The sequence below is a fragment of the Sinorhizobium alkalisoli genome, from assembly GCF_008932245.1.
In the GTDB taxonomy this organism is placed as follows: Bacteria; Pseudomonadota; Alphaproteobacteria; order Rhizobiales; family Rhizobiaceae; genus Sinorhizobium; species Sinorhizobium alkalisoli.
This window is the reverse complement of record NZ_CP034909.1, coordinates 3,435,063-3,454,325: the sequence shown is the minus strand read 5'-3', so window position 1 is coordinate 3,454,325 and position 19,263 is coordinate 3,435,063. Positions and strand designations below refer to the sequence as shown.

The window sequence follows — 19,263 nt, the reverse complement described above, 5'->3', positions numbered from 1 at the left end:
ATTTTGAAAAGATCGCGCCCGGAGCGCGTTTTTTCGGTCGCCCTTGCCAATAGCCCGGTACCCATTCTTGTTTGTTCTAAAAAGGGAAGCATCCCACACGCTGCAGGTCAAGCAGCGATCACGCCATCGCGCGCTCCCATGAGTTTGTTGGCCGCATTGGGAAGTGCGCGGCGCAGTGGGCCACGCGGGCTCACGCCGCCAGCGCGTCCAATATGCGGATCCAGGAGCGGATGCCCTTGTGGAAGGATGCAAGCTCGTATTTCTCGTTCGGCGAGTGAATGCGGTCGTCGGCAAGGGCGAAACCGACGAGCAGAGATTCCATGCCGAGCATGCTCTGGAAATCGCCGACGATCGGGATCGACCCGCCCATGCCGATGACGACGGCGGGCTTCGGCCATTCTTGCGAAAGCGCGGCCTTGGCCGTGTTGAGCAGCGCCGAATCGTAAGCCAGGTGGATCGCCGGCGAAGCGCCGTGCGGGTGGAACTCGACGGAGCAGTCCGCCGGGATTCCAGCGCGCACATGGGCGCGGAAGCTCTCACGGATCTTCACCGGATCCTGGCTGCCGACGAGGCGAAACGAAACCTTGGCGGAGGCCTGGGCCGCAATTACCGTCTTGAAGCCATCGCCCGTATAGCCGCCGACAATGCCGTTGACCTCCGCCGTCGGGCGTGCCCAGGTCAGTTCGAGCACCGATCGGCCCTTTTCGCCGGAAGGCACGGAGAGCCCGACCTCGCCGAGAAGCTTCTCCGCCGCACTCTCGAGGTTTTCCCAGGTCGCCTTGACCTCGGCGGGCGTTTCTTCGACGCCTTCGTAAAAACCCTCGAGCGTGACGCGGCCGGTCTCGTCGTGCAGCCCGGCCAGGATGTCGGCGAGGATATGGATCGGGTTTGCCGCCGCACCGCCGTAAAGGCCGGAATGCAGATCGCGATCCGCCGCCCGGACGATGATCTCCTCGCCGACCAGGCCGCGCAGCCCCGCCGAGATCGCCGGCGTTTCGCGGTCCCACATGCCGGTGTCGCAGATCAGCGCGTAGTCGGCCTTGAGTTCATCGGCATTGGCCTCGAGGAAGGGCTTGAGCGACGGCGAGCCGGACTCCTCCTCGCCCTCGAAGAGAATGGTGATTCGGCAGGGAAGCGCCCCTTTGGTCTCCTTATAGGCGCGCAGCGCCTCGACGAAAGTCATCAACTGCCCCTTGTCGTCGGACGTGCCCCGGCCGGTGATAACCTTTCGGCCGGGCTCCACCTCCTTGAACCCCGGTTCGAAAGGCGGCGCTTCCCAAAGCTCCAGCGGATCGACCGGCTGCACGTCGTAATGGCCATAGAAGAGCAGATGCGGTGCGTCCGGCCTTTCGCCGGGGTGATGGCCGACGACCATCGGATGGCCGGGCGTGTCGCGCACGGCGGCATCGAAGCCGAGCGCCTGCAACTCCCGGGCCAGCCACTCGGCCGCCTTGCGGCATTCGGTCTTGTAGGCCGGATCGGTGGAGATCGACTTCATGCGGAGGAGGTCGAAGAGGCGTTCGAGGCTTTCCGGGAGATTTGCGTCTGCGCGTTCGAGGACCGGGGTGATATCTGCCATCATGCGAATCCTTGGGTGGGTGTCGCCGGCGAACCTAGCGCATCGGCCCTAAAGGCGGAACCGCCTTTTCGGCGAGCACGAAAGATGGGTTCAAGGACTTGCGAGGGATGGAGGGCGGCCTCAGGAGGCGCCGTTGCCACGCGGCGAATTGGCGAGCGCCATGCGCATATATTCGAGCATGAGCTCCTTCTCGAAACGGCGGAAGCCGGAAAGCAGCGACTGCTCCGCGGCGGCGGCCGCTTCCTTCGCAGCCGCCTCGATTTCGCGGGCGCGATCGGTGAGGAATATCTGCTGGGAGCGCCGGTCGCTCGGGTGCTTGCGGCGGACGATGAGGCCGTCGCGCTCCATACGGGCAAGCGTGTTGGCCATAGTCGCCTGCTCCACGTCGATGCGCTCGAGCAACTGCTTCTGCGTGAGGCCGTCCTCGGCCCATAATTCCAGCAGAATGGGAAACTGCCCCGGCGCGAAGCCAAGCTTCTGCCCTCGCTCCTGCAGAGCGCGAGAGAAGCTCTTTGCCAGCAGGCTGGCCAGATAGCTCGCAGATTCCATACGATTGAAGGCCATGGCCTAATGCGTACGCGCGAACGCCGGCGAAGACAAGTTACAAAGAGGCAAGTATCCGCCCCTGAAGCCGCGCAAGGCCAAACCGAAAACCGCCACGGCGCGGAGGCGGCACCGTGGCGGCTTTGTGAAAGCGGGACAAAGGCCCGGAGAGGGGGATAAGGCCTTTGTCCACATCTGGTGCGGGCGGGGGACAGGCCAATCACCAGACGACGGCATCATTTGGGTGCCGGTGTCGATGATTTGAGGATTCAAATGTGGCTTTTCAAGGATTGCCCGACTGAATCGCGCATTACAAATGCGTAACGTTTGCGTGAGAGCCACGGCCGCTGCGATGCACTGGAAATGGCGATTGCCGACGATGGCTACAAGCAAAACCGCAATGGACCTTTCTTTCCCCCCGCGCTATCCATGCCCACATGAAAAATGGTGATCATCTCTTCCTCGTCGACGGCTCGGGCTTCATCTTCCGGGCGTTCCACGCCATCCCGCCGCTCAACCGCAAATCGGACGGCCTGCCGGTCAATGCGGTGGCCGGCTTCTGCAACATGCTGTGGAAGCTGCTGACGGATGCGCGCGACACCTCCGTCGGCGTGACGCCGACGCATTTCGCGGTGATCTTCGACTATTCCTCGAAGACCTTCCGCAACGTGCTTTACGACCAGTACAAGGCGAACCGCACCGCGCCGCCGGAAGACCTCATCCCGCAATTCGGACTGATTCGCCATGCCACCCGCGCCTTCAACCTGCCCTGCATCGAAAAGGAAGGCTATGAGGCGGACGATCTGATCGCCACCTATGCGCGCCTCGCCGAGGAGGCGGGCGCCGACGTCACGATCGTCTCGTCGGATAAGGACCTCATGCAGCTCGTGACGCCGAAGGTGTCGATGTATGACAGCATGAAGGACAAGCAGATCACCATTCCCGACGTCATCGAGAAATGGGGCGTACCGCCGGAGAAGATGATCGACCTCCAGGCGATGACCGGCGATTCGACCGACAACGTGCCGGGCATCCCCGGCATCGGACCGAAGACGGCAGCCCAGCTTCTGGAGGCCTATGGCGACCTCGACACGCTGCTTGCCCGTGCGGGCGAGATCAAGCAGCAGAAGCGGCGCGAGTCGATCATCGCCAATGCCGAAAGGGCGCGGCTGTCGCGCGAACTGGTCACCTTGAAGAGGGACACGCCGCTCGACGTCGACCTCGACGATCTCAGGCTCGATTCGCAGGACGGTCCGAAGCTCATCGCCTTTCTCAAGGCGATGGAGTTCAACACGCTGACGCGCCGCGTCGCGGCCGCCACCGAGACGGATGCGGAGGCGATCGAGGCGGCTCACGTGCCGGTCGAGTGGGGCGCCGAGGCGCATGGTCCGGATCTCGACGCCGGCGAGGCCGCCGGCCCGCCGCCGTCGCCCGGTTCGTCGAGTGCCGCCCCGCCGCGCGGAGACGCGGCAAAGGCGGCGGTATCTTTTGCCGCCGGCAGGGGCGATGTCGACGCCACTGGGGCGACACCGCAGGATTTGGCGCAGACGCGCGCCGACATCTTCGCCAAGGCGCCCTTCGATCCTGCCAGCTATGTGACGATCCGCGATCTCGACACGCTCGACCGCTGGATTTCCGCCGGGCGCGACGCGGGGCTTGTCGGCTTCGACACGGAGACGACCTCGCTAGATCCGATGCGGGCCGATCTCGTCGGCTTTTCGCTGGCGATCGCCAATTACGGTAACGGCCCGTCCGGCACGAAGATCCGTGCCGCCTATGTGCCGCTCATTCACAAGAGCGGCGTCGGCGATCTGCTGGGCGGCGGCCTCGTCGAAAACCAGGTACCGGCTGGCGAGGCCTTGAGCCGGCTAAAGATACTTCTCGAGGACCCTTCCGTTCTCAAGGTGGCGCAGAACCTGAAATATGATTACCTCGTCATGAGGCGGCACGGCATCACCGTCGAGAGTTTCGACGACACGATGCTGATGTCCTATGTGCTCGATGCCGGCACCGGCGCGCATGGGATGGATTCGCTCTCGGAACGCTGGCTCGGCCACACACCGATCGCCTACAAGGACATAGCCGGCAGCGGCAAGGCTGCCGTGAGCTTCGACTTCGTCGAGATCGACAAGGCGACCGCCTATGCGGCCGAGGATGCGGACGTCACGCTGAGGCTGTGGCACGTGCTGAAGCCGCGGCTTGCCGCCAAAGGCCTGACGCGCGTTTACGAGCGGCTCGAAAGGCCGCTCATCGCGGTTCTCGCGCGGATGGAGGAGCGCGGCATCACCGTCGACCGCCAGATCCTCTCGCGCCTCTCCGGGGAGCTGGCGCAGGGGGCGGCGGCGCTCGAGGACGAGATCTACCGGCTGGCGGGCGAAAGCTTCACCATCGGCTCGCCGAAGCAGCTCGGCGACATCCTGTTCGGCAAGATGGGCCTGCCCGGCGGTTCAAAGACCAGGACCGGCCAGTGGTCGACCTCCGCCCAGGTGCTCGAGGATCTGGCCGCGATCGGCCACGAACTGCCGCGCAAGATTGTCGACTGGCGCCAGCTCACCAAGCTCAAATCGACCTATACGGATGCGCTCCCCGGTTTCGTGCATCCCGAAACGAAGCGGGTCCACACCTGCTATGCGCTGGCCGCGACGACGACCGGCCGCCTCTCCTCCTCGGAGCCGAACCTGCAGAATATTCCGGTGAGGACCGCCGAGGGGCGCCGTATCCGCACGGCCTTCATCGCGACGCCGGGGCATAAGCTGGTCTCGGCGGACTACAGCCAGATCGAGCTTCGGGTTCTCGCGCATGTGGCGGACATCCCGCAGCTGCGCCAGGCCTTCGCGGACGGGGTCGACATCCATGCGATGACCGCCTCCGAAATGTTCGGCGTTCCTGTCGAAGGCATGCCAAGCGAGATCCGCCGCCGCGCCAAGGCGATCAATTTCGGCATCATCTACGGCATATCCGCCTTCGGCCTCGCAAACCAGCTGTCGATCGAACGGTCGGAAGCGGGCGATTACATCAAGCGGTATTTCGAGCGCTTCCCCGGCATCCGCGACTACATGGAGAGCACCAAGGCCTTCGCGCGCGAGCACGGGTATGTGGAAACGATCTTCGGGCGTCGAGCCCATTATCCGGATATCCGCTCCTCCAACCCCTCGATGCGCGCCTTCAACGAACGCGCCGCGATCAACGCCCCGATCCAGGGGTCAGCCGCCGACGTCATCCGCCGGGCCATGGTCAAGATGGAGCCGGCGCTCGAGGAGGCGAAGCTTACCGCCCGAATGCTGCTTCAGGTTCACGACGAACTGATCTTCGAGGTGGAGGACGGCGAGATCGAGCGCGCCATTCCGGTGATCGTCTCGGTGATGGAGAACGCCGCGATGCCGGCGCTGAGCATGAAGGTGCCGCTGAAAGTCGACGCGCGCGCAGCACACAACTGGGACGAGGCGCACTAGACGCTACAGCGCATCGAGCTTTCTGGCGGATGCGCTAGACGATTTCGGCCGGACATAAATTCCCTACTCCGCCGTCTCGACTTCATCGGCCGGCGGTGCCGCTTTCTTTTCGATCAAGGTGCGACGCAGCACCTCCGCATGCTCACGGGCTTCCTCGGCCCGCCGTCGGTACGCGGCTTCGGCCGCGTCCAGGCCGCTGCGGCGCGCGTCATCGGCCATCTTCTCGCTGAGCGTCACGCGTTCCTCGATAATCCGAAGCGCGGTCCTCATCGCCTCGTCGACGGTATTCTCGCTCGTCTCCGCCAGTATTGAGGAGGTGAATGCATGTCCGACCTGACAGCGGAACCGCAATGGCGGCGATCATCTCACCTGCGAAAGAACCCCGCCACAGGCGGGACACGACAATTGCACCGGGTCGGCAATGACACTGATCTTCGCGGGGTCGGCGCGGCGGCCGAGGGCGATATCGACCTCCAACCGAACATCGTCCGGCACGGGCACCGCCTGCCCTGCTTCTTCGCCGGCCAGCTTGGCAAGCAACGACGGCAGGTCCGAGAGCGGAGCGCGATAATCGACCTCCGCCGCCGAGAGCGCTCCAAGCGGCATGTCGGGAGCAACGGCATCCGCCGGGTTCTGGACCACGGCTACGCCGCCGCATCGCTTGAGGTCGGCCAGTCCCGCGGCCCCATCGTTCAACATTCCCGTAAGGATGAGACCGATCGCTCCCGGGCCGAAACTCATGCCGACAGAACGAAAGAGAGGATCGACCGCCGGTCGGGCAAGATTTTCGCGCGGGCCGCGGCCCAATCGCACAGTGCCGTCCATAACGAGGAGATGGTTATCCGCGGGCGCAACGTAGGCGCGGCCGGGCTGTACCGGTTCGCCATCGGTCGCGGTGCGCACGGGGATCGCCGCGCGATCGTTGAATATTCCGGCAAGCAAATCCTTGCCGCTGGCGCCGACATGAATGACGACGAAAACAGCGGCATCAAAATCGGCAGGAAGATCACGAAGAAGCTGCTTGACGGCATCGACCGAGCCCAGCGACCCCCCTATGGCTATGACGTCGCGGCGGCCCATGACATTGCTCCATTTCACCCACAACGCGCAGTTGGCCCATAAGTTCGATGGCAAAATTCCCATACGAACCCACGCGACCTGAGGACGCGCAAGTCGATGCCTTCGTCAGGAAGATTCTCCCATGTCTGTGTTGGCCGTAACGCATCGGCCGTTATATGAGTGGTGCCAGAGACGTCCGCCGGGTGTAGAATTGCCGCTATTCCGGCTTTGCAATTTGCCGAGAATCTCGCCCCGCGAGCAGCGATCGACGAGAATCGCGACGCGAGGCTGCCGGGGAGGTGAAGGATGGAGCAGGAAGAGAATCCGCCGATCGTCGGGATCGGGGCTTCGGCAGGTGGCGTCCACGCGCTCCAGACCTTCTTCGACCAGATGCCCGACGATACGGGTGCCGCCTTTGTCGTGATCCTCCACCTGGATCCCGACGCGAGGAGCGAGCTGGCCAATATTCTAGCACTACGCACGCCCATGCCAGTGAAACAGGTTGAAGGCGAGGCGCGCCTTGAGAGCAACCACGTCTATGTCATCGCGCCCAATCGGCGGCTGAAACTCGCCGACGGCAGGATAGCCGCGCTTCCTTTTGAGGAACCGCAAGCGCATCGGGCGCCGATCGACCTCTTCTTCCGATCTCTCGCGGAACAGCATGACGGAACCGCTTTCGCCATCGTTCTCACCGGCGCGGGGTCGGATGGCGCAATCGGTGTAAAAGCGGTCAAGGAGGCCGGCGGCATCGTGCTCGTTCAGGATCCGGACGAGGCGGAATACGCCTCGATGCCGCGCAACGCCATCGCCACGGAAGCTGCCGACTTCGTGCTGCCGATCCGCGAGGTTCCCGATCGGCTCAGCGAACTGATCGCAACACGAGCCACTGTCGAATCCACCCAAGGCCATTCGGGCGACGAGGATATGTTTGGCCGCATTCTGGCCCATGTGCGCGTCAGGACCGGCCATGATTTCTCCCAGTACAAGCGCGCCACGATCCTGCGCCGCATCGGTCGACGGGCGCAAGTCACCCGAAAGGAAACGCTCGGCGAATACTACACCTATCTTCGCGAGAACCCGGAGGAGGCCCAGGCGCTCTTTAGTGATTTCCTGATTTCCGTGACCACCTTCTTTCGCGATCCGGCCGCTTTCCAATCGCTTGCGGAAAACGTCGTTCCGCAACTGTTCGAGGGAAAGAGTGCCGGCAGCAGCATCAGGATCTGGGTTCCTGCCTGCGCAACGGGGGAAGAGACCTACACGATCGGCATGCTCTTGCTCGAGGAAGCCGCGCGGCGAGACGCGACGCCGGAAATCCAGGTCTTTGGTTCCGATCTCGATTCGTCAGCTCTCTCGATCGCGCGTGAGGGGCGCTTCCCGGCGGCGATCGAAGCGGATCTCACGGAAGAGAGGCTGCGCCGCTACTTCCAGCGGGAGGGCGAGTACTACCGGGTGCGGCGCGAATTGCGCGACATCGTGCTCTTCGCCAGCCACAGCCTGCTGAGAGACCCGCCCTTCTCGCATCTCGACATGGTTTCCTGCCGCAACTTGCTGATCTATCTGGACCGGCAACTGCAACAGCAGGTCTGCAACACGTTCCATTACGCGCTCAACCCCGGCGGCTTCCTCTTCCTCGGATCATCCGAAAGCGCCGATCATCCCGCCGGCCTCTTCCGTATGCTTGACCGGGAGGCACGCATCTACCGCTCGGTTGCGGGCGCCGGACGCCCGGCCCTGCCCGTGCTGCTTGGTGCGCACCAAACAGCGGGGCGGGCGCCGCAGGTTCCCCGCCTGCCCTCGCCCGCCGGCAATGTCAGCGACGCCGCCCTGCATCGCCAGATGCTCGAGAGGATCGCTCCGCCGAGTATTCTGGTGGATGAGGGTCACCGAGCAATACATCTGTCGGAAAGTGCCGGGCGCTTTCTCCGGCCCTCCGGCGGACCGGTCAGCACGGACGCGGCGGATCTCGTGCGCGAAGAATTTCGCTTCGACTTGCGGGCCGCGCTTCATCGCGCCTTCGAGCGCAACGAAGCCACCCTGACCCTGCCGATTCTTGCGCAACTTGACGGTCAACCGCACCGTGTCTACCTGCAGGTAAAGCCGGTCAACCAGAATGGCGACTCGGCACGGCATGCGCTCGTCCTGTTCGTCGAAGGCGAGGCAATGGTCGGGGCGGATGGTGCGCCGCCCGAGGCACCCGACGACCGCCCGGCGACGAGCCAGGCAGTCCGGCAATTGCAGGAGGAACTGCAGCTTGCACAGAGCCGGCTGCGGGTGACGAGGGAAGAGTCCGAGGCCGCCAACGAGGAATTGCGTGCGGCCAATGAAGAGCTCCAGTCGATGAACGAGGAATATCGTTCGACGGCCGAGGAACTCGAGACGAGCAAGGAGGAACTTCAATCCATTAATGAGGAACTGCAGACGGTCAACAACGAGCTCAAGCTGAAGCTGGAAAGCATCTCGCGTGCCCACAGCGATCTGCAGAACCTGATGGCGGCGACCGACGTCGCGACGCTCTTCGTCAACCAATCGCTGCGGATCAAACGCTTCACGCCGCGGCTGATGGACATATTCAATGTCACCCAGAACGACGAGGGGCGTTCGATCACCGACTTCACCCACCAACTCGACTATCCCAGCCTGGCCGACGACGCGCACGCGGTGCTGAAAGATCTCGCGCCGGTGGAGCGTGAGGTCAAGAATCGCAATGGCCGCTGGTATCTCGTGCGCATGCGCCCCTATCGGACCATCGACGACAAGATCGACGGCGTCGTGGCGACTTTCGTCGATATCACCGAGCGCCGCCGCGCCGAGGAGAATGCACGCGAAAGCAAGCAGCGCCTCGAGCAGGAAATGCGGCTCGTCGAGCTTTCCCGTTCACCGATTTTCGTTTGGGATTTCGACGACGGCATCAAACAGTGGAACCGCGGTAGCGAGGAGCTTTACGGCTATTCGCGCGACGAGGCGCTCGGGAAGCAGAAGGAAGAGCTGCTCAAGACCGTCGTCCCCGGTTCCTCCTTCGAAGCCCTGCGGCAGTTGCTAATGGAAAAGGGCCATTGGAGCGGTGAATTGCGTCACACCACCAAGGATGGCCAGGTGCTGACGGTGGAGAGCCAGATCGAGCTTCTCCCGCTCGGCGATCGGCGGCTCGTTCTCGAAAGCACGCGCGACGTTACGGAGCTCAAGCGCTGGGAGCAACGGCGGCAGTTGCTCTTGAGCGAACTGAGCCATCGGGTGAAGAATACGCTGGCTGTGGTCCAGTCACTCGCGCGGCAGACGCTCAGAAGCGCCGATTCAAGCGAAGACTTCGTCGAGCGATTCGAAGGGCGCCTTTCCGCGCTGGCCGCAGCGCACAAGCTTCTCGTCGCCTCCGACTGGAGGGGCGCGGAGCTCGGCGAGCTGGCGCTGAGCCAGCTTCAGGCCTATGGGGGCAGCGACCGGCAGAAGCTGCGGGTCGAGGGAGAAAGCGTCGTGCTGCCGCCCGACATCGCGACGCCCTTCGGGCTCGTGCTCCACGAGCTTGCCACCAATGCGGCAAAATACGGAGCCTTCGCGACGGAGGACGGCCAGGTGATTCTCACCTGGAAACTTCGGAACAACGGGCGACGTGTGGCGGTTACTTGGGAGGAACGTGGCGGGCCGCCGGTGAAGCCGCCGGACCATGCTGGTTTTGGCGGGGTTCTGATCGAGAAGAGTTTGCCGGGAACGACGGTCCACCGAGATTTTCGGCCGGGCGGGATGGTCTGCACGATCGACATCGAGCTTCCGGAGACCCAGAACAATGGAGCGGAAGATTGACGAGCATCGCCCGCTACAAGGCATCAGGATCCTGATTGCCGAGGACGAGATTCTCATCGCTCTCGACCTCGAAGCGGCGTTTCGCGACGCCGGGGCCGAGATCATCGGGCCGTTCATGACGCTTCCAGAGGCTTTGCAGGCAGCTGGGAGCGAGCCGGTTTCTATAGCGATTCTTGATATCCGGCTAGGAACGGCGACGACGGAGGCGGTGAGTGACCTGCTCGCCGACCGAGGCATCCCGTTCCTGTTCTATAGCGGGCAAAAATTGACCGCCGAGATGCAAAGGAAGTGGGGTGACGCCGTGCTGATCGACAAACCGGCAACCCAGGACGACATCGTCAGTGCGGCTGTCAGAGTTCTAGCGGCATAAGTTTTTGAAGGCAGGAGGTCGAAGGCTCGCACACGCGTAAGCGGCTATCGCGGATCCTCAACACGCTCGGCCGAGAATGCCGATCGGCTCGTCCCCTCGCACCTGAAACCTGAAAAGAGGCGCCGAAGCGCCTCGCGCCCCTCTGCCACGAGGTCGAAGCTACGGCCGAAGAGCAGCCAGTCGGTGCACAGCCCCATCATCATCCAGTGCAGAACGCGGACGCCAGAGGCGGGCGTCCAGCGCTCTTGCAACTGCCCTCTCTCCTGCGCGCGAGAGAAGGCGAGTTCGAGCATGGTATTGTGCCGCTCGTCGATTTCCCTTTGCTTTGCCAGCACGGCCGACATGGCGCGGTCGTAGTCGCAGCGGAGCATGATCGAAAGGATGCGCTGTCGCTGCTCGTCCCTGGCGAGCGTCTCGAGCCAATCACCGGTGGCCCTTTCGACGATGGCCAGCGTGTCGAACGCTTCGGCCTCGATGTCGCGCACGATCATGTCCTCATGGGGCAGCGGCACCGCTTCGTAGAGCGCCAGGAAAAGATCCGTCTTGTTGGCGAAATGCCAGTAGACGGCGCCGCGCGTGACCCCCGCTTCACTCGCCACTTGCTCGAGTGTCGTATTGGAGACGCCTTTTTCGTAAAACATGCGCTCGGCGGCGTTCAGGATCTTCTTCCGGGTCGCATCGGCATCGGCCTTGGTTCGGCGCATGGCAGTCTCCTTGACTGCATCTCTCCTCAAATGCCGCTCGCTTCAAGGACAAAGACCTGCAGTTTTCATACAGCGCCGCGCGGCGCCGTAGTGCCGCACGTCCAATGAGGGGGCGCGGCGCGGTAAAGCGGCCCGCCGTTGAGGACGGGCCGCGAACATGCCCTATTCGGCGGGGCTTGCGGAGCCGGTCTCAGGCGCCGCGTCCGCGGCTTTCCTGCGTGCGAAAATCTTCATGATGAACACGAAGAAGACGGGAACGAAGAAGATCGCCAGCACCGTCGCCGAAATCATGCCCCCCATGACGCCGGTGCCGATGGCGCGCTGGCTGGCAGAGCTTGCGCCCGTCGCGACCGCCAGCGGAACCACGCCGAGCGTGAAGGCGAGCGAGGTCATCAGGATGGGGCGGAAGCGCAGGTGCACCGCCTCCATGGTGGCGTCGATCAGCGACCTGCCCTGATCCCTGAGTTCCTTTGCGAACTCGATAATCAGGATGGCGTTCTTCGCCGAGAGCCCGATGATCGCAATCAGGCCGACCTTGAAATAGACGTCGTTCGGCATGTCGCGCATCGTCACCGCCAGCACCGCACCGATTACGCCGAGCGGCACGACCATGATCACCGAGACGGGGATCGACCAGCTTTCGTAGAGTGCCGCCAGGCAAAGGAAGACGAGCAGACAGGAGAGCGCGATCAGCAGCGGCGCCTGGGTGCCCGACTGTATTTCCTGCAGCGATTGCCCAGTCCATTCATAACCAAAACCCGCCGGCAACTCGCCGGCCAAGCGTTCCATTTCGGCGATGGCATCGCCGGAGGAGTAGCCGGGCGCCGCATTGCCGCTGATGCGGACGGCGGGATAGCCGTTATAGCCGACGGTCTGCGTCGGTGCCTTGATCCACTCGACCGTTGCAAAAGCGGAGAGCGGGACCATGCCGCCGTTCGTATTGCGGACATTGAGGTTGAGGAGGTCCGCCGTCTGCATGCGCTTCATCTCGTCCGCCTGCACCGTCACGCGCTGCATGCGGCCGGCATTCGGGAAGTCGTTGACATAGGACGAGCCGAGATTGGTCGAGATCGTCGAGTTGATGTCGGCAAAGGTCACCCCGAAGGTGTTGGCCTTCTCGCGGTCGATGGTGACGCTGACCTGCGCGGCATCGGGCATGCCCTCGAAGCGAACGCCGGTCACGACCTTGCTCTGTGCGGCAAGCCCGAGAAGCTGGTCGCGCGCTTCCGCAAGCGCCGTTTCGCCAAGACCGCCGCGATCCTGCAGGCGGAAGGAGAAGCCGCCGGTGGTGCCGAGGCCCTGGATCGCCGGCGGCGACAGCGCGAAGCTGATCGCGTCCTTGATCCGGCTCATCGCCATTGTCGCGCGGCCGGCGATCGCCTGGGCCGAATTGTCGGCGTCGCGCGCGCTCCAGTCCTTCAGCGTCACGAAGGCAAGCCCCGCATTCTGGCCGGTGCCGAAGAAGGAGAAGCCATTGATGGCAACGATTCGATTGACCGCCGGCTCCTGGCCGAAGATCTGCTCCGCCTGTTCGATCACCTCGGTCGTACGGTTGCCCGTCGCTTCCGAGGGCAGTTGCATCATGACGATGACATAGCCCTGGTCCTCGTCCGGCAAGAAGGAGGAGGGCAATTGGAGGAAGGCCCAGCCGAGGCCCGCAAGCAGGGCCAGATAGACGAGCATCAGGCGGCCGGTGCGGGCGACGAGGCCGCCAACGACGCGCGTATAGCCGCGAGAGGTCCGGTCGAAGCCGCGGTTGAACCAGCCGAAAAAGCCGCGTTTGGCGTGATGATGACCCTTCGGCACCTGTTTCAGGAAGCTTGCGCAGAGCGCCGGCGTCAGCGACAGCGCGAGCAGCGCCGAGAACAGGATCGAGACCACCATGGTCAGGCTGAACTGGCGATAGATGACACCGACTGCCCCCGGGAAGAAGGCCATCGGAATGAAGACCGAGGCGAGCACCAGCGTGATGCCGATGACGGCGCCGGTGATCTGCTTCATCGCCTTGCGGGTCGCCTCCTTCGGCGTCAGCCCCTCTTCCGACATGATGCGCTCGACATTCTCGACGACGATGATCGCATCGTCGACGAGGATGCCAATCGCCAGCACCATGCCGAACATCGTCAGCACGTTGATGGAAAAGCCCATCGCCAGCATCACCGCGCAGGTGCCGAGAAGGGCGACCGGCACGACCAGCGTCGGGATGATGGTGTAGCGGATGTTCTGCAGGAAGAGGAGCATTACCAGGAAGACGAGCGCGACGGCTTCGACGAGCGTCTCCACCACCTTCTCGATCGAAACCTTCACGAAGGGCGAGGTGTCGTAGGGAATGGAATATTCGAGCCCCGCCGGGAAGAACTGCGCAAGCTCGTCCATGCGCGCCTTGACCGCCGCAGAGGTCGACATCGCATTGCCACCGGGTGAGAGCTGCACGGCGATCGCGGCGGAGGGTTTTCCGTTGAGACGAGTCGAGAAAGAATAGCTCTCGCCGCCGATCTCGACCCGGGCGACGTCGCGCAGGCGCACGGCCGAGCCGTCGGCATTTGCCCTCAGCACGATGGCGCCGAATTCCTCAGGTGTTGAAAGCTGTCCCTTGATCACCACCGGGGCGCTGATCTGCTGGGTGATCGGGTTCGGCTGGGCGCCGATCGAGCCCGAGGCTATCTGGGCGTTCTGCGCCTGGATCGCGGCGGTAACATCGGCGGCGGTCAGGTTGAGTCCGAGCATCCTGTCCGGATCGAGCCAGATGCGCATCGAGCGTTCGGTCGCGAAGAGCTGGGCCCGGCCGACGCCCGGCACGCGCTGGATCTCATTCAGCACGTTGCGGCTCAGATAGTCGCCGAGGCCGATCGCGTCCATGGAACCGTCGGTCGAGGTGAGCGAAACGATCAAAAGGAAGCCGGAGCCGGCTTCGTCCACCTGCACGCCCTGCTGCCGGACCGAATCGGGCAAGCGCGGCTCGACACGCTGCACACGGTTCTGGATATCGACCGAGGCCTGGCTGGGGTCGGTTCCGGGGGCAAATGTGGCGTTGATCTCGACCGAGCCGGAAGCACTCGATGTCGATTCGAAATACATCAGCCCTTCGACGCCGTTCAACTCGTTCTCGATGAGCCGCGTGACGCTCTGATAGGTGTCCTGCGACGAGGCGCCGGGATAGGTCGCGTTTATCGAAATCTGCGGCGGGGCGACGTCCGGATATTGCGATACCGGCAAGAGCGGGATCGCGATGATGCCGGCGACCATGATGAAGATCGCCACCACCCAGGCGAAGATCGGCCTGTCGATGAAGAAACTGGGCATTGGCGAGATCTCACTTCAGTGCGGTGGCGGAGTTTTCGCCGGCCTCGGCCGAGGCGGCCTGCGCCGTCTCGGGCTTTGCATTCGGGTCCCATGCGGAGGGCTCGACCGGCGCGCCGGGACCGACCTTCTGGAAGCCCTCGACCATGACCTTTTCGCCGGCCCCGAGACCGGAGGTCACCTGCCAGCGGCTGCCGACAGTCCGCCCGAGCGTGACGTTGCGGAACTCGACCTTCTTCTCAGGCGTCACGACATAAACCTGCGACTGGCCGGCATTGTTGCGCTGCACCGCCTGTTGCGGAACAGTAATGGCGTTCTTCTCGAGCCCCTGCTCGATCTCGACCCGCACGTACATGCCCGGAAGCAGGTCGCCATCCGGATTTGGGAACTCGCCGCGCAGCGTCACCTGGCCCGTCGTCGCATCGACGGCCGCTTCGGAGAACAGCAGTCGGCCCTCGTGGGCGTAACGGGTTCCGTCGTCGAGGATCAATTGCACCGGCGCCTCGTGATCGGCGCTGATCAGTTGCCCGTCCTCCAGCGCCTTGCGCAGACGGATGAGATCCGTCGCCGATTGCGTGAAGTCCGCATAGATCGGGTCGAGCTGCTGAATCGTCGCGAGGTTGTCCGAGCCGTTGGCGCTGACGAGCGCACCCTCGGTAATCAGCGCCCGCCCGATGCGGCCGCTGATCGGCGCCGTGACATTGGCATATTCGAGGTTGAGCTTCGCTTCCGCCAATCCCGCTTCGGCTATGCCGACATCGGCCTCGGCCTGGGCGAGTGCGGCGACCGCGTCGTCATATTGCTGAACCGCCGCCACCTGCGCCTCCTTCAGCCGCGACTGCCGCTCGGCCGTCTGCCTGGCCTGGTCGCGCACGGCCACGGCACGCTTCAGCGTCGCCTGGGCACTGTCTACCCTGACCTGGAAGGGGGCAGGATCGATCCGGTACAGTACGTCGCCCTCCTTCACCATGGAGCCCTGCTGGAACACTCGCTCGACGATAATGCCGGATACCCGCGGTCGCACTTCAGCAATACGCGTCGGCGTGATGCGCCCCGGCAACTCGTTGGTGATCGGCAGCGGTTCGGCAGCCGTCGTGAAGACGGCGACCTGGGCCGGAGGAAAGGCCGGGGCCGCCGCCTGCTGTTCTTCGCTCTGCTGGCATCCGGCGAGAAAAATCACGCTTGCCAGCAGCGCGGCCAGTGTCGGTCTGTCGATATGCATTGCGATGTCCATAAGAAGAGGATTGCTCGCAGCCACGGTCTTGCAGTGCTGCTCGCTCCGAAAAGGTGAAGCGCCCGGTATCCAGGAGGAAAATACCGGACAGCTAATATACATACATCAATGTATGTTAATTTCTACCGTAGCGCAACAGTTTTGCCGGCCACCCGGAAAGGGCGAATGGGGCCCGCGCATCGACCCGAAGGCCGTATCCGATTTTCGGAAGGGTAGACGCACAAATTCAAAGAGTTACTGTGCCCCTTGGGCGTCTGAATGCGTCTCAGAAAAACGCGCGGCGCTGTGGGAACGCAATAACTTCGCCGCTGCTCATCTGCTCTGATCACGAAGGTGTGATCGGAATCGAATGGCGGGTTCGGTTCCGCAGCACCGACGTCCTTTTCCTGGCACCCGCAAAGGAAATCCCCGGAGAAGGTGGCTGCAGGCCCAATGGGAAGCATTCCGCAGGCAAGTTCGAGCAATGCTCTTGCGGCCTCCCGTCATTCCATGGAAAAGAGGGCGGATATCCTATTTGTCGAGGAAGGTGAGCCATGGACGGCGTGACAGTGATCGATCATCCGCTGGTGCAGCACAAGCTGACCATCATGCGCAAGAAAGAGACATCGACCGCAGGCTTCCGCCGGCTGCTGAAGGAAATCTCGACGCTCCTCTGCTACGAGGTCACGCGCGATCTGGAACTCACCATCGAGCGAATCGAGACGCCGCTCACGGAAACCGACTCGCCGGTGCTCGAAGGCAAGAAGCTGGTCTTCGCCTCGATATTGCGCGCCGGCAACGGTCTGCTCGAAGGCATGCTGGAACTCGTGCCCTCCGCACGCGTCTCGCATATCGGCGTCTACCGCGACCACGAGACGCTGCAGCCTGTCGAATATTACTTCAAGGCGCCGGAAAATCTGAACGAACGCCTCGTCATCGTCGTCGATCCGATGCTTGCGACCGGCAACTCTTCGATCGCGGCGATCGACAAGCTCAAGGAACGCGGCGCGAAAAATATCCGCTTCCTCTGCCTGCTGGCCGCCCCCGAAGGCATCCGCAACTTCCAGTCGGCGCATCCGGACGTGCCGATCTTCACCGCCTCGGTCGACAGCCACCTGAATGAGAAAGGTTACATCGTGCCGGGGCTCGGCGATGCCGGCGACCGCATGTACGGCACGAAGTAGGGTTTTCTTAACCAGACAGGAAGAACAGGCGACAGCCGCCGGTTTTCCGGCGGCTTTCTTGTGCGGTTGTTAAATGATCCGGGGATATGTTCCAACGCGCCTTATGCTAGCGCATCAGCCCGAAAAATCGTACCCGGTTTTCGGAAAGCTCGATGCGCAAATTCAAAGAGTTACAGCGACCTTTGCGCGTCTGAAAAGACGCGCGGCGCTGTAGACGGAACCGGACATGATCACACGCCTCCTCGCTTTCGCCGGTGGACTTGCCGCCCTCGCCCTCATTGTTCCGGAACTTGCCTCCAGCTATCTCGGCCGCACGGAAGAGACTGCCGCGGCGCCTCGAACCTCTACCGCAGCATCGGCAACGGCGAGCTACGCGAGTAGCAAGGGCGTGGTCCTCGAGGCCGATCGCTCCGGCCATTTCGTCGGCACATTTCGCATCAATGGGCGCTCGGAAACAGGGCTGGTCGATACTGGTGCCAGTGTGATCGCCATCAACAGCTCGGCTGCCCGGCGCTTCGGCATTACCGTTGGGAGCCTTTCGTTCAACGCACGGGCACAGACGGCAAACGGCGTCGTGGAAGCCGCCCATGTCCGCCTCGACCGCGTCGAGATCGGCGGCATTTCGCTGAAGGATGTCGAGGCCATGGTGCTGCCGGACAAGGCGCTTTCCGGCACACTCGTCGGCATGTCCTTTCTCGGCCGCCTCTCCTCCTATCGCGTCGAGAACGGCGCGCTGCACCTCATCAAGTAATCCTAGACCGGACGACGGGACGCGGCTCGGGCTTCGCGTCGGCAATCGTATAGAGGCTTGCGATCCGTTGCCGCGCCGCCTCGGCCTGTGATCCGTCGGCGGCATGCACCAGAGCGATCGGCTGACCTTTTTCGACTTTCGTCCCGAGCGGCGCCAGACGCGAGAGACCGACCCTGTGATCGATCCGGTCATCCGGGCGCGTGCGCCCGCCGCCGAGCGCGATCACGGCCATGCCGAGTTCGCGGGTCTCGCAGGCCGCCAGATAACCGTCGCGGCCGGCCGGCACCGGTACGACGGCCGGTGCCTTCGGGAGATAGGTTTCGGGCCGATCGGCGAAATCCGCCGGCCCACCGAGGCACCGGACCATGAGGGCGAATCGCTCCATCGCAGCCCCGCTCTCCAAGGCCCGGCGCGCCATAGCCTCCGCCCCAGCCCTGTCAGGTGCGACGCCCGCCGCGTCGAGCATTTCCGCCGCAAGGGCCATGACCACCTGATCCAGCCGCGTTCCCCTCTTTTCGCCGCGCAGATAGGCAAGGCAATTCTCGACCTCGAGCGCATTGCCCGCCGCATCCGCAAGCGGCTCGTCCATATCGGTGATCAAGGCCGAAGTCCGCACACCCGCGCCATTGGCGACGTCGACCAGGGAGCGGGCCAGGACTTCGGTTTCCTCGGGATCGCTCATGAAGGAGCCATTGCCGAGCTTCACGTCGAGCACCAGCGATTGCAGTCCGGCGGCGAGTTTCTTCGAGAGGATCGAGGCGGTGATCAGCGGTACCGAATCGACCGTGGCCGTCACGTCGCGGATCGCATAAAGGCGCTTGTCGGCGGGCGCGAGATTGGCCGTCTGGCCGATGATCGCACAGCCGACCTCGTCGACGACCTTGCGAAACCGGTCGGGCGAAGGCCGGATATCGTAGCCGGGGATGGATTCGAGCTTGTCCAGGGTTCCGCCTGTATGGCCGAGCCCGCGGCCCGAGATCATCGGCACGGCGACACCGCAGGCAGCGACGATCGGCGCCAGCATCAGCGAGACATTGTCGCCGACGCCGCCGGTGGAATGCTTGTCGACGACGGGCCGGCCAAGTTCGCCCCAATCGAGCGTTTCGCCGGAATCGCGCATGGCAAGCGTCAACGCCACGCATTCCGCGCGAGCCATGCCGGAAAACCAGACCGCCATGGCGAAGGCGGCGACCTGACCTTCGGAAATCGATCCGTCGGCGAGCCCCTTTACGAAGGCGGCTATTTCGGTCGCCTCGAGCACGCTGCCATCCCTCTTCTTCCGGATGATTTCCTGTGGGATCATGGCCGATTAC

At 63.5% G+C, this 19,263-nt stretch carries 11 protein-coding genes and 1 pseudogene; 5 read left to right on the top strand and 7 right to left on the bottom strand.

Features of this window, described 5'->3' with window-relative positions; translation table 11 throughout:
• Positions 1 to 190: 190 nt before the first annotated feature.
• Both EKH55_RS16405 and EKH55_RS16400 read right to left on the bottom strand, forming a co-directional pair.
• A complete protein-coding gene (locus EKH55_RS16405) occupies positions 191 to 1,582 on the bottom strand; it encodes a dipeptidase (RefSeq protein WP_151611838.1) in 1,392 nt (463 codons plus the stop codon).
• A gap of 117 nt (positions 1,583 to 1,699) precedes the next feature.
• Complete coding sequence (locus EKH55_RS16400) at positions 1,700 to 2,143, bottom strand: MarR family winged helix-turn-helix transcriptional regulator (protein ID WP_069459954.1); 444 nt, start codon at positions 2,141 to 2,143, stop codon at positions 1,700 to 1,702.
• Positions 2,144 to 2,559: 416 nt separating this feature from the next.
• Between EKH55_RS16400 and polA the strand changes: the two genes are divergently transcribed.
• Positions 2,560 to 5,574: a DNA polymerase I gene (gene polA, locus EKH55_RS16395; protein ID WP_151611837.1), complete on the top strand. Its 3,015-nt coding sequence runs from the start codon at positions 2,560 to 2,562 to the stop codon at positions 5,572 to 5,574.
• A 63-nt stretch (positions 5,575 to 5,637) separates the two neighbouring features.
• Here the strand turns inward: polA and EKH55_RS16390 are convergent.
• Positions 5,638 to 6,654, bottom strand: a pseudogene (locus EKH55_RS16390) (chemotaxis protein CheB).
• A 285-nt stretch (positions 6,655 to 6,939) separates the two neighbouring features.
• Here EKH55_RS16390 and EKH55_RS16385 point away from each other — a divergent pair.
• Together EKH55_RS16385 and EKH55_RS16380 are read left to right on the top strand one after the other, a co-directional pair.
• Entirely contained in the window at positions 6,940 to 10,428 is a 3,489-nt protein-coding gene (locus EKH55_RS16385; RefSeq protein WP_151611836.1) for a chemotaxis protein CheB, read from the top strand.
• Positions 10,412 to 10,798 (top strand): response regulator, encoded by a 387-nt coding sequence (locus tag EKH55_RS16380; RefSeq protein WP_151611835.1) that lies wholly within the window; start codon positions 10,412 to 10,414, stop codon positions 10,796 to 10,798. The genes EKH55_RS16385 and EKH55_RS16380 overlap by 17 nt, the downstream gene beginning before the upstream one ends.
• A gap of 44 nt (positions 10,799 to 10,842) precedes the next feature.
• Here EKH55_RS16380 and EKH55_RS16375 read toward each other — a convergent pair whose 3' ends face one another.
• The 3 genes from EKH55_RS16375 to EKH55_RS16365 form a co-directional block, all read right to left on the bottom strand.
• Positions 10,843 to 11,502 (bottom strand): TetR family transcriptional regulator, encoded by a 660-nt coding sequence (locus tag EKH55_RS16375; protein ID WP_151611834.1) that lies wholly within the window; start codon positions 11,500 to 11,502, stop codon positions 10,843 to 10,845.
• Positions 11,503 to 11,664: 162 nt separating this feature from the next.
• A complete protein-coding gene (locus tag EKH55_RS16370) occupies positions 11,665 to 14,805 on the bottom strand; it encodes an efflux RND transporter permease subunit (protein ID WP_151611833.1) in 3,141 nt (1,046 codons plus the stop codon).
• A gap of 10 nt (positions 14,806 to 14,815) precedes the next feature.
• Positions 14,816 to 16,024 (bottom strand): efflux RND transporter periplasmic adaptor subunit, encoded by a 1,209-nt coding sequence (locus tag EKH55_RS16365; RefSeq protein ID WP_151611832.1) that lies wholly within the window; start codon positions 16,022 to 16,024, stop codon positions 14,816 to 14,818.
• A 545-nt stretch (positions 16,025 to 16,569) separates the two neighbouring features.
• On the opposite strand from EKH55_RS16365, the gene upp reads away from it, so the two are divergent.
• Both upp and EKH55_RS16355 read left to right on the top strand, forming a co-directional pair.
• Complete coding sequence (gene upp / locus EKH55_RS16360; protein ID WP_069459960.1) at positions 16,570 to 17,199, top strand: uracil phosphoribosyltransferase; 630 nt, start codon at positions 16,570 to 16,572, stop codon at positions 17,197 to 17,199.
• 226 nt (positions 17,200 to 17,425) lie between these two features.
• On the top strand, positions 17,426 to 17,950 hold the full coding sequence (locus EKH55_RS16355; RefSeq protein WP_151611831.1) for a retropepsin-like aspartic protease family protein: 525 nt from the start codon (positions 17,426 to 17,428) through the stop codon (positions 17,948 to 17,950).
• On the opposite strand, the gene deoA is transcribed toward EKH55_RS16355, so the two are convergent.
• Complete coding sequence (deoA, locus tag EKH55_RS16350) at positions 17,943 to 19,253, bottom strand: thymidine phosphorylase (protein WP_151611830.1); 1,311 nt, start codon at positions 19,251 to 19,253, stop codon at positions 17,943 to 17,945. The two genes, EKH55_RS16355 and deoA, sit on opposite strands and share 8 nt — an antisense overlap.
• Positions 19,254 to 19,263: the final 10 nt, after the last annotated feature.